The organism is Roseateles toxinivorans, from assembly GCF_004362525.1.
In the GTDB taxonomy this organism is placed as follows: Bacteria; Pseudomonadota; Gammaproteobacteria; order Burkholderiales; family Burkholderiaceae_C; genus Paucibacter; species Paucibacter toxinivorans.
This window is the reverse complement of sequence record NZ_SNXS01000002.1, coordinates 1,230,975-1,245,319: the sequence shown is the minus strand read 5'-3', so window position 1 is coordinate 1,245,319 and position 14,345 is coordinate 1,230,975. Positions and strand designations below refer to the sequence as shown.

The following is a 14,345-nucleotide window of genomic DNA, read 5'->3' as shown; positions in this document are numbered from 1 at the left end:
CCCATGCCGAAGGCCATCAGCTTCAGGTTGCGGGTGTTGATGCCCATCGCCTTGGCGGCGATCTCGTCCTCGCGTATGGCCATCCAGGCGCGGCCGATGCGCGACGTTTCCAGGCGATAGCAGATCACGACGCTGAAGATCACCAGGGCCAGGAACAGGTAGTAGTACAGGGTCACCGAGGGAATCTCGAAGCCGAAGAACTGCTGGCGCGGCTGGCCAAGGTCGATACCGAAGATGTGGATGCCGTCGATCTGGCCGATGCCGCGCGGGCCATTGGTGATGTTCAGCGGGTGCTCCATATTGTTCAGGAACACGCGGATGATCTCGCCAAAGCCCAGGGTCACGATGGCCAGGTAGTCGCCGCGAAGCTTCAGTGTCGGGGCACCGAGCAGCATGCCGGCAAAGGCGGCAAGACCCGCCCCCACCGGGATGACGATCCACAGCGGCGAATGCAGACCGTTGGGGAACATCGCCGCGAAGGCAACGAAGTTCTCGCTCAGATGCGGGCTGGCCAAGAGCGCGAACATGTACGCGCCCAAGGCGTAGAAGGCGACATAGCCCAGGTCCAGCAGACCGGCATAGCCGACGACGATGTTCAGGCCAAGGGCCAGCATCACGTACAGCAGGGCCAGGTCGATGATGCGCACCGGCCCGTTGCCGAACTGCTGTGCGATCAGGGGCAGCACCAGCAGGGCTATGGCCCCCAGCGCATATTTGAAGAGTCTGTTGTTGTTCAGCATTGCTTTCTCCGTCAGGCCCGGTCGGCCACGCGCTCACCCAGCAGGCCCGAGGGGCGCAGCGTGAGCACCAGAATCAGGGCCACAAAGGCGAAGATGTCGGCATAGTGGCTGCCCAGAATGCCTCCGGTCAGCTCGCCCAGATAGCCGGCGCCGATGGCCTCGATCAGGCCCAGCAGCACCCCGCCCAGCATCGCGCCGCCGAGGTTGCCGATGCCGCCCAACACCGCGGCCGTGAAGGCCTTCAGCCCGGGCATGAAGCCCATCGAATGCTGGACCGTGCCGTAGTTCGACGCCCACATCAGGCCGGCGACGGCAGCCAGCGCCGCACCGATGACGAAGGTGGCCGAAATCACCGAGTCGGGCTTCACACCCATCAGCCCCGCCACGCGGGGGTTCTCGGCGGTGGCGCGCATCGCGCGGCCCAGCTTGGTGTGATTGACCAACCACAGCAGGCTGACCAGGATCACGCCGGTGGTGACCAGAATCAGGATCTGCGTCACCGTGATGACCGGGCCACCCAGATCAATCGCCTGCGCCGGCAGCAGCTGCGGGAAGGGCTTGGGATTGGGCTTCCAGACGATCATGGCCAGGGTCTGCAGCAGCAGCGACATGCCCATCGCGGTGATCAGCGGCGCCAGGCGCGGTGCATTGCGCAAGGGCCGGTAGGCGATGCGCTCGATCGCGTAGTTCAGGCCGGCGCAGACCACGACGGCGCACAGCAGCGCGATCGCCATCAGCGCCCAGCCGGGCAGACCGCTATCGGCCAGCGCGGTGACCACGGTCCAGCTGACCAGGGCCCCGACCATCAGCACCTCGCCATGGGCAAAGTTGATCAGGTTGATGATGCCGTAGACCATCGTGTAGCCCAGTGCGACCAGCGCGTACATGCTGCCCAGCACCAGACCATTGATGATCTGTTGCAAAAAAGTCTCCATATCCCAGCTTCCTTTGCGAGCGGATTTGCCGCCTGACCCTCCCGGGTTTGCAAGCCACGTGCCAAAAGTCACGTTCCGCGGGTAACTACCAAGCCCACCCAGGACCGCTGGCGGGCCGGCGTGCGAGCAGCAGGCTGGAAAGTGCGGAAATCGACACTGGGCCCGGCGCAGCAGTGCGGACTTCGGCACAACCGCCCGCCGGGGCCTCCACAGCCCTGGCAGGACAGCGCCCCGGCCTTTGGGCACACTGTGAGCCCGATGTCGCCGCCCAACCCCGTCCAACCCGCCCCCCTCTCCGCCAGCCTGCGGCAGCTGCTCCTGCTGCTGGTCCGGCGCCTGGCCCAGCGCCTGAGCCGCCCCAGCTTCGTCGCCTATCTGAGCCTGGGCCTGTTTGCGCTGGGCATGCTGTCCGGCTACCGCTGGAGCGAGCGCACCGGCATGGCCCAGCTGGCCGCGGTGGCCAGCGAGCGGCTGGAGCTCTATGCCGCGACCCTGGAAGCCGAGATGGCGCGGCACGCCTATCTGCCCAGCCTGATCGCCATCGACACCGATGTGCTGGCCATGCTGCAGGCGCCCGAGGACCCGCGCCTGCGTCAGCAGGCCGGACTGCGGCTGGCGCGCATCAATGCGCGGGCCGGCGCCATCATGAGCTACATCACCGATGATCAGGGTCAGGTCTTGGCGGTCAGCCAGACCGGCACCAAGCCCGTCGCCGACGCCAGCACCCGCCGCCAGGCGATGAGCTTTGGCGACAACCCCGGCCACTTCTTCGCCGCCAATGCCGCCAATGGCAGCGTGGACTTCTTCCTCGTGCAGCCGCTGCACCGTGGCGGGCGGCGGGTCGGCCTGATCGTCGTCAAGCTCAATCTGGGGCCGCTGGAGGCGACCTGGGTGGACCTGGGCCTGCGCTCCCAGGCCGAGAAGCTGATGGTGGTGGACGAGAACGACGTCGTCATCATGTCCTCGGTGCCGGGCTGGAAGTACCACCTGCTGGGCCAGGCCGACTCGGCCCGCCGCGCCGAGCTGCAGGCCACCGGCCGCTATGCCGGCGGCACCTTGCAGCCGCTGGGGGCCGACACCGAACCGATACCGCAGCTGGACGCCAGCCTGGTGCGCCTGCCTATCACCGAGCCCGGCCAGCCGCGGCCGGGCTCCTGGCTGCTGGCCCAGGAGCGGGCCGTCGTGCCGCTGGGCCTGCGCCTGGTGACCCTGTCGGACCCGGCCGAGGTCTGGAAGCAGGCCCGCTACTCGGCCTGGGGCGGCGGCGCCTTCGGTGCCTTCGTCGGCATGCTGGCCCTGTACCTGGTGTCGCGCCAGCGCGCGCTGCGCCAGCTGTTCCGGGCCCAGAACGAGCTGCAGCGCGCCCATGGCCAGCTGGAACGCCTCGTCGACGAGCGCACCGGCGAGCTGCGCAACACCAACGAGGAGCTGAAGCGCCAGATCGCCCAGCGCCTGCAGGCCGAGGACGAGCTGATGCAGGCCGGCAAGCTGGCCGCGCTGGGCCAGCTATCGGCCGGCATCTCGCACGAGATCAACCAGCCGCTGACGGCGCTGCGCGCGCTGTCGCGCAACAGCCTGCAGCTCTTGGAACATGGGCGCCATGCCAGCGTGGCCGAGAACCTGCGCGCGATCGACGATATGGTCGAACGGATGGGCCGCATCACCCGCCAGCTGAAGAACTTCGCCCGCAAGGCCGAGCCCACCCATGGACCGGTGTCGCTGGCCGCCGCCGTGCAGGCCGCACAACAGCTGCTGGAGCATCGCCTGCAGGCCGAGCAGGTGGAGTTCAGCGCCGAGATCGATGGACACCTGCGCGTGCGCTGCGAGAGCTACCGGCTGGAGCAGGTGCTGGTCAATCTGGCCGCCAATGCGCTGGATGCGATGCGCGACGCCACGCTGAAGCAGTTGAGCATCAGCGCCGCGGTCGAGGGCGAGCGGGTCTGGGTGCGCGTCACCGACAGCGGCTGCGGCCTCGACGATGCCCAGCTGGCCCGCCTGTTCGAACCCTTCTTCACCACCAAGCCGGCCGGCGAGGGTCTGGGCCTGGGCCTGGTGATCTCATCGAAGATCGTCCATGAGTTTGGCGGTACGCTGCGGGGCCGGCGCGCCGAAGACGGCACCGGCATGACATTTGAGTTCGACCTAGCGCTTGCACAAGAGGATGACCCGCATGTTTGACGGCTTCAAGGTGTTGTTTGTCGAGGATGACCCGCCGGTGCGCGCCAGCCTGACGCAGACGCTGGAGCTGGCCGGCCTGGAGGTCACCGCCTGCGGCTCGGCCGAGGAGGCGCTGCCGCACCTCCAGCCCGGCGCCCAGCTGGTGGTCGTCACCGATGTGCGCCTGCCCGGCATGGACGGCCTGGCCCTGCTGGACCATGCGGTGGCCATCGATTCGGGCATTCCGGTCGTGCTGGTCACGGCCCATGGCGATGTGGCGATGGCGGTGCGGGCGATGCGCACCGGCGCCTATGACTTCATCGAGAAGCCCTTCGACCCCGAGCGCTTCGTCGACACCGTGCTGCGCGCGCTGGACAAGCGCGTGCTGCGCGTGGCGCTGGACGAGATGCGCGAGCAGTTGCGCCACCGCAGCGGCATCGAGGCGGTGCTGCTGGGCAATTCGGCGGTGATGCAGCAGGTGCGCCGCCACATCCTGAACCTGGCCGACACCTCGGCCGATGTGATGATCCTCGGCGAGACCGGCACCGGCAAGGAGCTGGTGGCTCGCTGCCTGCATGACCAGAGCCAGCGTCGCGACCGCAACTTCGTCGCCATCAACTGCGGCGGTCTGCCCGAGGCCCTGTTCGAGAGCGAGCTGTTCGGCCATGAGCCGGGCGCGTTCACCTCGGCGGGCAAGCGCCGCATCGGCAAGATCGAGCATGCCAATGGTGGCACCCTGCTGCTGGACGAGATCGAGACGATGCCGATGGCGCTGCAGATCAAGCTCCTGCGCATCCTGCAGGAGCGCAAGATCGAGCGCCTGGGCTCCAATGATGAGCTGCCGATCAATGTGCGCATCATCGCCGCCACCAAGGCCGATCTGCGCCAGTTGAGCGAGCAGCAGAAGTTCCGTGGCGACCTCTACTACCGCCTCAATGTCGCCACGCTGCAGCTGCCGGCGCTGCGCGAGCGGCGCGAGGACATACCGCTGCTGTTCGAGCACTTCGTCGCCCAGGCCTGCGCCCGCTACGGCCGCCCGGCCCCTGAGCTGACGCCGCAGCGCCTGCGCGAGCTGATGGCCCATGACTGGCCCGGCAATGTGCGCGAGGTGCGCAATGCCGCCGACCGCTTTGTGCTGGCCCTGGACAGCATGGAGGGCGCAGCCGCAGCCGACAGCGCCGCCACCACCCTGGCCCAGCAGATGGACCTGGTCGAGAAGGCCTTGATCGAGCAGGCGCTGGCCCGCACCCAGGGCCGTGTGCCGGCGGCCATGGAGTTGCTGGGGATTGCCAAGAAGACGCTGTACGACAAGCTCAACCGCCACGCCATCGACCTGGACAAATACCGCTGATCGGCCGCTGAACTAGCGGTAGTGCAGCGGGTCCGGCGAGTCGGTGGGCTGCTGTATCACCCGCTTGAACGCCTCGCTCAGCGGCAGCTGCAGGTTCACGCCCTTGGGCGGTATCGGCGCGAGAAACCAGCGCCGGTAGATGGCCAGTATCTCGCCGCTGCGGTAGAGCTCGGCCAGCACGCCGTCGGCAAGCTGCTTGAACTGCGGGTCGTCGCGTGGCAGGCCGATGGCATAGGGCTCGACCGAATAGGCGGTGTCGGAGATCACATACTCGCCGGCATTGGCAATGCCGGCCAGGGCCACGCGCAAGAGCACATCGTCCATCGCATAGGCCACGGCGCGGTCGGTCTGCACCATACGGAAGGCATCGCGGTCGTCGAGGCCGGCCAGTATCTTCATGTCCAGATGACGGGTCTGGTTCAGCTGGTGCAGGAACTGGATGCTGGTCGTGGCAATCGTCGAGCTGACCGGCAGACCGCGCAGGTCATCGACACCCTGTATGCCCGCCGCGCGCTTGGACAGCAGCCGGCTCTCGGCCACAAAGGTGGTCAGCGAAAAGGCCTGGGTGCGCTGACGTTCGACGGTGTTGGTGGTGATGCCGCACTCCAGATCGACCGTGCCGTTGGCGACCATGGGCATGCGCGTGGCCGAGGTCACCGGCACCAGCTTCACTTCCAGCTCCGGCATCGCCAGGCGCTTCTTCACCGCCTCGACGATGTGCCGGCAAAGGTCGATCGAGTAACCCACCGGCGTGCGCTTGGCGTCGAGGTAGGAAAACGGCGGCGAGGCGACGCGAAAGCCCAGCGCCAGCACGCCGGTGTCGAGCAGCTTGCGCAAGGTCGGCGACTCGGCGCCCTGCGCCCATGCCGACGGCGCTTGGATCAGCGGACAGGACAGGACGACGAGGGCCAGCAGGCGCGCGAACCGGCGGGACGGGCGAGACACGGGAAGCATGGAGCCTTGGACAATGGAATCAAACCCATTGTCGCAAAGCCCGCAAAGCCGGCAATAGTGTCCAGCCCTGAGGGCCGGCTCAGCCCTTGCCGACCGTCGTCCGGCGGCGCCGCACCGACCAGCCCAACACCCCCAGGCCGGTCAGCAGCAGGGCATAGGTCTGAGGCTCGGGCACTGGCGGGTGGAAGCCGCCGCCGCCGTTGCCGAAATCCCAGTTGGTGTTCTCGTCATCGACGGTGGGCGAGTTGTAGACATTGCCATAGAGCTGGGCGAGGCTGCCCAGACCGGCCTGCGAGGCTCCGGAGTCGAGCGTGGCGCCGAATGGAATCTCGAAGGAGCTGACCCGTCCCGTGTTGAAGAAGTCGGCATCGCCGTTGTTGCCCACGCCGGCGTACTGCCAGAGATCGATATTGAACTGTGTCCCGTACTGGAACAGCAGCTTCTTGTAGACCGTCTTCGCGCCGCTCCAGCCGCTGTCGGATGAGTCGGTGTTGATGGAGAAGCTGCTGGTGTAACTGACCCCGGCCAGGTCGGTGAAGCTGCTGCTGGCCTGCAGACGGGTCCAGCCATTGTTGAACACGGAGCTATTGGCCAAGGCAGGGAAGCCGCCGTCCAGCGTCACCCCGACCAGCACGGCACCGTAGTCGCCGACCTTGTGCGCGGTCGTGGCGCCGATGTAGAAGCCCTGGCTCCACTGCGCCTGGGCATAGCTGTAGGTCGAGCTGTACGGCGTTGATTCGACGCGCTGCCCGCTGCTGTCGGTGGTCGCCGACGTCATCTGGGTGCGCAGGTTCAGGGAGGCAACCTCGGCCCGACCGTCGTAGTGAAAGCCGTACTCGCCGTTGCTGGTGACGATGTCATACATCGGGTCCAGCCCACCATGGCCGCTCTCGATCGTGTAGCTGGCGGTCGCAACGCCGGTGGTCAGCGAGCCGGAGCCGCTGTAATTGCTGCGGTAGTCCTGGGTGCCATTCAGCGTGAACGAAACATTGCCCAAGTACGGGCTGCTGTAGCTGGTGTTTACATAGCCATAGACCTGGGCCCAGCTGTTGAAGCCGAGATTGGGGGCGGTGGCTGCGGCCTGCTGAGGCAGGCACGCGGCCAAGCCCAGAACAGCGAGGGCGAAGGCGCTGGGCCTGGCGGGCGATCGGAATGAAGTCTTCATGGCGGGTCCTGCAAGAGTGGTCAAGGATCTGGCCGCGCCGCCTTCCTGGCGCCACGACGGCTCGACCCATTCTGTCCACCCCTGGCGGAGCCGTGCGCCAATCTGGCCCAGTGTTGACGTGGCGCAATCCGCCTGCTGCCGTGGAGCAACGCCCGCGGTACTTTGCCCTCCTACCGCAGGGTATCTGCGTGCACAACACCCTCGAGCAGGGCAATCACTTCCTGCACCAGGGTCTGATCGGCGGCGCTCATCAGCCCGGAGCGCAGCAGGGCGGCGCGCTTGAGCTCGCGCATGCGCCAGCTGAACTCGCGCACCAGGGCAACGACCTCCAACTCGACCTCGGCGTCCTGCGGTGCCAGCTCCTGGACGATGTGCTGTGGGCTGTGCAGGTCCAGGCCGGCACTGGAGAACGCCGCCTGCAGCTGTTGCATGCGCTGCCCGCATAGCGCCAGCATCGCCCTGAGCTCGGGATTGGTGTCGCTGATACGGGCCCGTATCAGCAGCCGCGATTCAGTGAAGCGCCGCAAGACCTCGGCCACCCGTATCGCTCGCGGCAGGACCTCGTGCAGATTGCGCCCCTCGTCGGCCAGATGGCTGGACTCATCGCTGGCGCGGCTGGCAGCACGCACGATCTGCAGCAGGGTGTCGCTGAACTCGCCGGGCATCAGCTTGGTTGCCACACTGGCATGGGCCACCGGGCTGGCGCCTGACTCGATCAGCCCCATCAGCCATTCGGCACAGGCCAGGATTTGCGCATCGGTCGAGAACTGCTCAGCCGCCAGGCCTCGTGGATAACCGAAGCCGTCGAGCCGCTCATGGTGGCTCAGCACCAGCTCGGCCACCGCCTGCCCGGCGCCCTCCATCTCGCGCAGCACATGGTGGCCGCTGACCGGATGGCTGGCGATGTGCTTCCACTGGTCCAGGTGCAGATCGGTGCCGCGCTGCAGATAGGCCGGGGTGATATAGAGCTCGCCCACATCATGCAGCAGGCCGGCGATGGCCAAAAGGCGATGGCTGTCCACATCGCCGGGCCTCAGCCGGCGCCCAAGCGACATGGCCAGCAGGGCCACGCCGACGCAGTGCTCCAACCGATCCGGCTGGTGCTCGGCATAGACGGTCAGCAGAGACTGCACCGGCAGCGCCAGCTTCAGCCCGCCCAGGGACTGGGCCACCGCCTGCGCACGGGCATCCGCGCCGAGTGCGGCCAGCAGAGGGTAGCGGTCGAGCAAGGCCTGCGCCGTATCGCGGATCTGCTCGCCGCTGACGCCACCGGCCACCGCCACGCAGTCTTCCAGCGGCCGGCTGAGCTTGTGCTGCAACAGGCGGTCGCGTACCTCGGCGTCGATGCGCGCGCCCTTGGCCAGCAGCTTCATGCCATTGCGCCCGACGATGTCCTGAGTGACCTCGACATCGTGCGTGGCCGCCGATGCAACGACATGATCCAGATAATGTGGATTGACTTCGCTCATCAAGTTCCCCTGGCCCGGATTGTCTGACTTTTACCGACGCTGCGGGCCGCGAAATTGCCTGTGCCAAACTGCGCCCAGAACCCTCAAACAGGAGCCCTGCCAGGATGCCGCACGACGTCACGCTGATCACCACCCTCGCCGCCGGCTTCGGCCTCGCTCTCGTGCTCGGCTTCGTCGCCCTGCGGCTCAAGCTGCCGGCCCTGGTCGGCTATCTGATGGCCGGCGTGGCGATCGGACCGTTCACCCCCGGCTTCGTCGGCGACATGGCCATCGCCTCGCAGCTGGCCGAAATCGGCGTGATGCTGCTGATGTTCGGTGTGGGCCTGCATTTCTCGCTCGACGATCTGATGGCCGTGCGCAAGATCGCCGTGCCCGGCGCGGTCGCGCAGATGGCCGTGGCCACGGGCCTGGGCATGGGGGTGGCCCACATATGGGGCTGGAGTCTGGGGGCCGGCCTGGTGTTCGGGCTGAGCCTGTCGGTGGCCAGCACGGTGGTGCTGCTGAAGGCGCTGGAGGCCCGCGGCATTGTCGATTCGATGAACGGCCGCATCGCCATCGGCTGGCTGATCGTCGAGGATCTGGCCATGGTGCTGGTGCTGGTGCTGCTGCCGGCCCTCGCCGGAGTGTTGGGTGGTGTCACCCCGGGCGGCGCCGCGGCGCCTGCGGACACCGCGGCCATCTGGCTGGCCCTGGGCAAGACCCTGCTGCAGGTGGCCCTGTTCATCGCCCTGATGCTGGTGGTCGGCCGGCGCTTCTTCCCCTGGCTGCTGTGGCAGGTCACCAAGACCGGCTCCCGCGAGCTGTTCACGCTGTGCGTGGTCGCCGCGGCGGTGACCATCGCCTATGGCTCGGCGGCGTTGTTCGGCGTGTCGTTCGCGCTGGGGGCCTTCTTCGCCGGCATGGTGATGCGCGAGTCCAAGTTCAGCCATCGTGCGGCCGAGGAGTCGCTCCCGCTGCGGGATGCGTTCGCCGTGCTGTTCTTCGTCTCGGTGGGCATGCTGTTCGACCCCCATGTGCTGGTCGACCGCCCGCTGCAGGTGCTGGCCGTGGTGGCCATCATCATCCTGGGCAAGTCGCTGGTGGCGTTGGCCGTGGTGCTGCTGTTCCGTTACCCACTGAACACCGCGCTGACCGTCTCGGCCAGCCTGGCGCAGATCGGCGAGTTCTCCTTCATCCTGGCAGGTCTTGGCGTGTCACTGAAGCTGCTGCCGACCGAGGGCTACAGCCTGGTACTGGCCGGCGCGCTGATCTCGATGGCGCTCAACCCTCTGGTGTTCTCGCTGATCGAGCCGGCGCAGCGCTGGGTCCGCGCACGCTCGGAACTGGCCCGCAAGCTCGAAGCCCGCGACGACCCGCTGGCCGAGCTGCCGGCCGCCACCGAAGACAAATACCTGGCCCGCCAGGTGGTGCTGGTCGGCTACGGGCGGGTCGGCCGGCATATCGCCGAGGCGCTGGCCGCGGCCGGCATCCCCTTCGTTGTGGCCGATCACAACCGCGAACGCGTCGAGGCCCTGCGCGAGCGCGGCATCCCGGCCGTGCTGGGTGACGCCAGCGAGCCCGCGGTGCTGATACAGGCCCATATCGCCCACGCCAGAGTGCTGGTGCTGGCAACACCCGACACCGTCAGCGTGCGCAAGATGATCGAAGTCGCGCGCACGCTCAACCCCGGCATCCAGACCCTGGTGCGCAGCCACAACGAGGAAGAGGCGCAACGCCTGCAGGCCGACGGCGCCGGCCGCGTGTTCCTCGGTGAGCGGGAGCTGGCTCAGGCGATGGTGCGGGAGGTGCTGGCGGCGCGGGCTCACTGAGCCTGTTCGGGCTCCTTCAGCAGTGCGGCCAGCAGCCCCATGCCCACCAACAGCACCGCCGCCGTGAGCCACAGCGCGCCCTGGTAGCTGCCGCTGGCCTGTGCCATGCTGCCGGCCAGGGCCGGCGCGGTGATCTGGGCCAGGCCATAGCTCAGCGTCAGCCGTGCCATCGCCTTGCCAGGGTTGGCCGGCGAGCGGCGGCCGACCAGGGCCAGCGTCAGGCTGACGATGCCGATGAAGGTGGCGCCGTAGAGCAGCGCGCCGGCCAGAGCCGCCAGCAGCGAGCCCGACAGCGCCGGCAGCACGACCGACAGGGTCTGCAGACCGAAGGCCAGCAGCAGGGCCTTCAGCTCGCCGATGCGCCGCGCGATGCGATCCCAAAGAAACACCGCCGGCATGGCCGCCAGGCCGACCAGCAGCCAGGCCAGCGGCCCGCGCCCCGCCAGCAGCGGCTGGCGCTCGACGATGGCCACGGTGAAGGTGGCGCTGATCACAAAGCCCCAGCCGGCGCAGAAGTAGCAGGCAATCATCAACCCCATCCAGCGCCGTGATGGCGCCGCGCCGTCGCCATGGCCGGGCTTGACCGTGGGCGGCACCGGCGGGCGCCAGCCCCAGGCCGGCAGCAGGAACAGCAGCCCCGTGGCGGCCAGCCCCAGCCAGTGGCCGGCCCAGTCCAGCCGCCAGGCACTCAGGCCCATCGCGCCGACGGCGGAAACAACAATGCCCAGGCCCAGGCCGATGAAGTGCAGGCCCAGCTCGGGCCGGCGCCCGGCGCGCATCAACCAGTTCAGCACCAGGCCGGAGCCGAACAGCATGCCGGCCGCGCCGCACAGCCCGCCGACATAGCGCGACAAGGCCCATAGCAGCGGGTGGGTGGTCAGACCCATCAGCACCGTGCTGAGCAGGGCCAGCACGAGGCCGGCCAGATAGATGCGATGGCGCAGCCGGGCATCATCCAGCCAGGAGGCGAGCAGCGCACCGCTCATATAGCCGAGGTAGTTGATCGCCGCCAGCCCGCCGCCGGCCGCGTCGCTCAGGCCGGCCTGGGCCTGCATCAGTGGCAGCAGCGGCGTGTAGGCAAACCGCGCCAGGCCTATCGTCAGCACCAGGCCACAGATGCCGCCGGTGATGACTTGCCATGGGGCCAGGTGATGCGGGGTGTCGGTGCTCATACCACCGAGCTTAGCCGCGCGCGCAAGAAAAAAGGGCCCGACGCAAGCGCCAGGCCCCAAGGGTCAGAGTGACCGAATGAAACCTCAGGCCTTGCGACGACGGGCCACGGCGCCCAGCAGGCCCAGACCGGCCAGCATCAGTGCATAGGTTTCGGGCTCCGGCACGGCGGTGATCTGGATCATGCGGTCGATGCCGCTGTTCGGGTGCTGGATGTTGACGTAGGCCACGTTCGGGTTGAACTTGTCGAAGTACAGGCCCGTGGGCTCGGCGCCGATGGTGGACATCGAGGCCCAGCGGCTGATCGACTCGGCCACGCCGTCGCGATTGGCATCGGTGGCGAACCAGATATCGGCCGCGCCACCCGGCTGGTCTTCGATGATATAGATATTGCCGGCGGCGTCGATCGCCACATTGTCCGGGCTGGTGAGGGCCGAGCCGACGGCCAGGCCGGTGGCCGCATTGATGGTGTTGCGGTCCACGAACACCTTGACGGTGCTGGTGCCGTCGGTATTCAGGTGAATGGAGAACACCTGCTGCGCGTCGGTGGTCGGCACATACAGGGTCTGCGAACCGTCGGCCAGGGTCTGGACTTCCAGATCCTCGGGACGGTTGTAGTCGGTGCCCTTGAAGGCCGCCAGGTTGGCGGTGGCACGGCCGTCGATCTGGCCGCCCAGCACCGTCGTGACGCCGGGCAGGGCCACGCCGTTCACATCGGTCAGCGCGATCCAGCTAGCGGCGCCGGTGCCGCCGAAGGTGTTGCCGCTGCCGACGCGCATCACGAAGCTCTGGCCCTTGGCGAAGTAGTCATCGCCGTTGCTGGCATTCGGGTTGGCCGAGGTGTACTTGTAGATCGAACCGCCGTTGAGCTCGTCAATGAAGTACAGGCTGTTGTTCTTGTCGAAGGCCAGGCCCTCGTGCGAGACGCGCGGCAGGATGCTGCGGTGCACGAAGTTGCTGGTGGCCGAACCGGTGGTCGTGACCGGATTCGTCAGTTCGAACAGGCGACCCTTGGTGCTGCCATTGCCCCAGGACTCTTCGGCGGTCAGGTAGCTGCCCCAGGGAGTCCAGCGCGAGGCGTCGCCGGAGACAAAGCCCTGGGTGCCGGGAGTGACGATGGTGGTGGCGGTGCCGGTCTGCAGGTCGATGCGCTTGACGCCGGCGGCGCCGGTTTCCATCGGGAAGTACAGGTAACGACCGGCGCTGGCGCCGGTCTCGTTGGCGGTCACCATGTCCCAGCTGCCGGTGTCATCGGCCGCGCCGGCGACGCGGGCGGCAATCGTCTTCTGGCTGAAATTGGGCGAGGACAACTGGAACGGAGCGCTTTCCGGCAGCGAGCCGGCGGCGACATTGGTCAGCAGCGGTGTGAAGTTCTCGAAGTTCGTGGCAGCAGCCATCGCGCCCTGGGCGGCGACGGCTGCAACGATCAGGGCAGTGAGTTGGTTCAGGCGAAACATGGGATAAATCCTCCGGCGGGTGTGATCAGTGGGTGCAGGCCCAGGAACGAGCTGCCCGCCGATATTGAGCCGCGCATATTGCGCAGGGATGCGCGAATCACCGCCGGCATAGTCCGAACGGACCAGGCGAGGCTGCCCACGGGCCTTGCAACAATTGAAGCGAATCGCCCCCTGCCCGAAACCTGGCTGATACGGCCGCTGCCTAATCTGCATGCACCTGTCCAGCACCGCACGGAGCAACCTCATGATGCCCATCGCCCCCCAACTGCCGTCACTGTTTTCGCACAGCCAGGGCAATGGCCCGCTGGTGGTCTGCATACACTCCAGCACCGGCAGCCATGGACAATGGCGGGCGCTGACCGAGAGCCTGTCGGGCCGCTGCCAAATGCTGGGCGTGGATCTGCACGGTCATGGCCGCAGCCCGGCCTGGCCGGCCTTCACCCCGGCCAGCCTGCAGGTCGATGCCCAGGCGGTGGCCCGCATCGCCCATGCGGCCCAGCGCAGCGCGCCGCACGAGGGCGTGCACCTGGTCGGCCATTCCTACGGCGCCGCAGTGGCCCTGCAGCTGGCGCTGAGCCAGCCGCGCTGGGTGCGCTCGCTGACGCTGTATGAACCGGTCGCCTTCGGCATGATGCGCCGCGCGAGCCCCGACGATGCGGCGCTGGCCGAGGTCGAGGAGGTCGCCGCCAGCGTGGCCGCCCTGGTGCGCCAGGACGAGCTGCTCGAGGCCGCCCGTGTGTTTGCCAGCTACTGGTCGGGCGAATCGGCCTGGGTCGGCATGAACCAGGTGCAGCGGTCCACCATGGCCACGCGCATGGCCACGGTGCCGCTGCACTTCAAGGCCCTGTTCGCGGCCACCTGGGATGCTCCGCTGCTGGCCGCGCTGCGCATGCCGGTGCTGCTGATGAAGGGGGCACAGACCCGCGCCTCGGCCGCCCGGGTGGCCGAGCTGCTGCAGGCCGCGCTGCCGCGGGTGAAGACCTTGACGCTGAGCGCTGCCGGCCATATGGGCCCGCTGACGCACAGCAGCGCTGTGGTCGGCGAAATGCAGGCGCATCTGCAACAAGTCGGTGCACTGGCCACGCCCTTGCGCGCCGCCGCCTGAGGTCGGCACAGCGAGACCTACGCACCAGTAGCGG

Annotated in this window: 10 protein-coding genes and 2 pseudogenes; 4 read left to right on the top strand and 8 right to left on the bottom strand. The window is 67.8% G+C overall.

The window, feature by feature from the left end; translation table 11 throughout:
* Positions 1-740: ABC transporter permease subunit (locus DES47_RS11335; RefSeq protein WP_133700749.1), on the bottom strand; the 740-nt coding region annotated here is incomplete at its 3' end.
* 11 nt (positions 741-751) lie between these two features.
* Positions 752-1,675, bottom strand: coding sequence for a branched-chain amino acid ABC transporter permease (locus tag DES47_RS11330; RefSeq protein ID WP_133700748.1), 924 nt, complete (start codon positions 1,673-1,675; stop codon positions 752-754).
* A 258-nt stretch (positions 1,676-1,933) separates the two neighbouring features.
* Between DES47_RS11330 and DES47_RS11325 the strand changes: the two genes are divergently transcribed.
* Positions 1,934-3,853 carry a sensor histidine kinase gene (locus DES47_RS11325; protein ID WP_133700747.1) on the top strand — a complete coding sequence of 640 codons (1,920 nt, stop codon included), beginning with the start codon at positions 1,934-1,936 and terminating at the stop codon, positions 3,851-3,853.
* Positions 3,846-5,183 (top strand): sigma-54-dependent transcriptional regulator, encoded by a 1,338-nt coding sequence (locus DES47_RS11320; RefSeq protein WP_208114958.1) that lies wholly within the window; start codon positions 3,846-3,848, stop codon positions 5,181-5,183. Before DES47_RS11325 ends, DES47_RS11320 begins: the two co-directional genes overlap by 8 nt.
* Positions 5,184-5,195: 12 nt before the next feature.
* On the opposite strand, the gene DES47_RS11315 is transcribed toward DES47_RS11320, so the two are convergent.
* The 3 genes from DES47_RS11315 to DES47_RS11305 all read right to left on the bottom strand — a co-directional run bounded on the left by DES47_RS11315 (position 5,196) and on the right by DES47_RS11305 (position 8,771).
* On the bottom strand, positions 5,196-6,128 hold the full coding sequence (locus DES47_RS11315; protein ID WP_166651964.1) for an amino acid ABC transporter substrate-binding protein: 933 nt from the start codon (positions 6,126-6,128) through the stop codon (positions 5,196-5,198).
* A gap of 88 nt (positions 6,129-6,216) precedes the next feature.
* On the bottom strand, positions 6,217-7,302 hold the full coding sequence (locus DES47_RS11310) for a PEP-CTERM sorting domain-containing protein (protein WP_166651963.1): 1,086 nt from the start codon (positions 7,300-7,302) through the stop codon (positions 6,217-6,219).
* 170 nt (positions 7,303-7,472) lie between these two features.
* Positions 7,473-8,771, bottom strand: a complete 1,299-nt coding sequence (locus DES47_RS11305) for an HD-GYP domain-containing protein (protein WP_133700743.1) — start codon at positions 8,769-8,771, stop codon at positions 7,473-7,475.
* 104 nt (positions 8,772-8,875) lie between these two features.
* Between DES47_RS11305 and DES47_RS11300 the strand changes: the two genes are divergently transcribed.
* Positions 8,876-10,579, top strand: coding sequence for a cation:proton antiporter domain-containing protein (locus tag DES47_RS11300; RefSeq protein ID WP_133700742.1), 1,704 nt, complete (start codon positions 8,876-8,878; stop codon positions 10,577-10,579).
* Here DES47_RS11300 and DES47_RS11295 read toward each other — a convergent pair.
* The 3 genes and pseudogenes from DES47_RS11295 to DES47_RS11290 all read right to left on the bottom strand — a co-directional run.
* On the bottom strand, positions 10,573-11,751 hold the full coding sequence (locus DES47_RS11295) for a YbfB/YjiJ family MFS transporter (protein WP_133700741.1): 1,179 nt from the start codon (positions 11,749-11,751) through the stop codon (positions 10,573-10,575). The genes DES47_RS11300 and DES47_RS11295 overlap by 7 nt on opposite strands.
* An 84-nt stretch (positions 11,752-11,835) precedes the next feature.
* Positions 11,836-11,925 (bottom strand): annotated as a pseudogene (locus DES47_RS29725) (PEP-CTERM sorting domain-containing protein); the annotation flags it as partial.
* A 39-nt stretch (positions 11,926-11,964) separates the two neighbouring features.
* Positions 11,965-12,927 (bottom strand): annotated as a pseudogene (locus tag DES47_RS11290) (alkaline phosphatase PhoX); the annotation flags it as partial.
* Positions 12,928-13,450: 523 nt separating this feature from the next.
* Here DES47_RS11290 and DES47_RS11285 point away from each other — a divergent pair.
* The gene (locus DES47_RS11285) at positions 13,451-14,311 is read left to right on the top strand and encodes an alpha/beta fold hydrolase (RefSeq protein ID WP_166651962.1); all 861 of its coding nucleotides are present in this window, start codon (positions 13,451-13,453) and stop codon (positions 14,309-14,311) included.
* Positions 14,312-14,345: the final 34 nt, after the last annotated feature.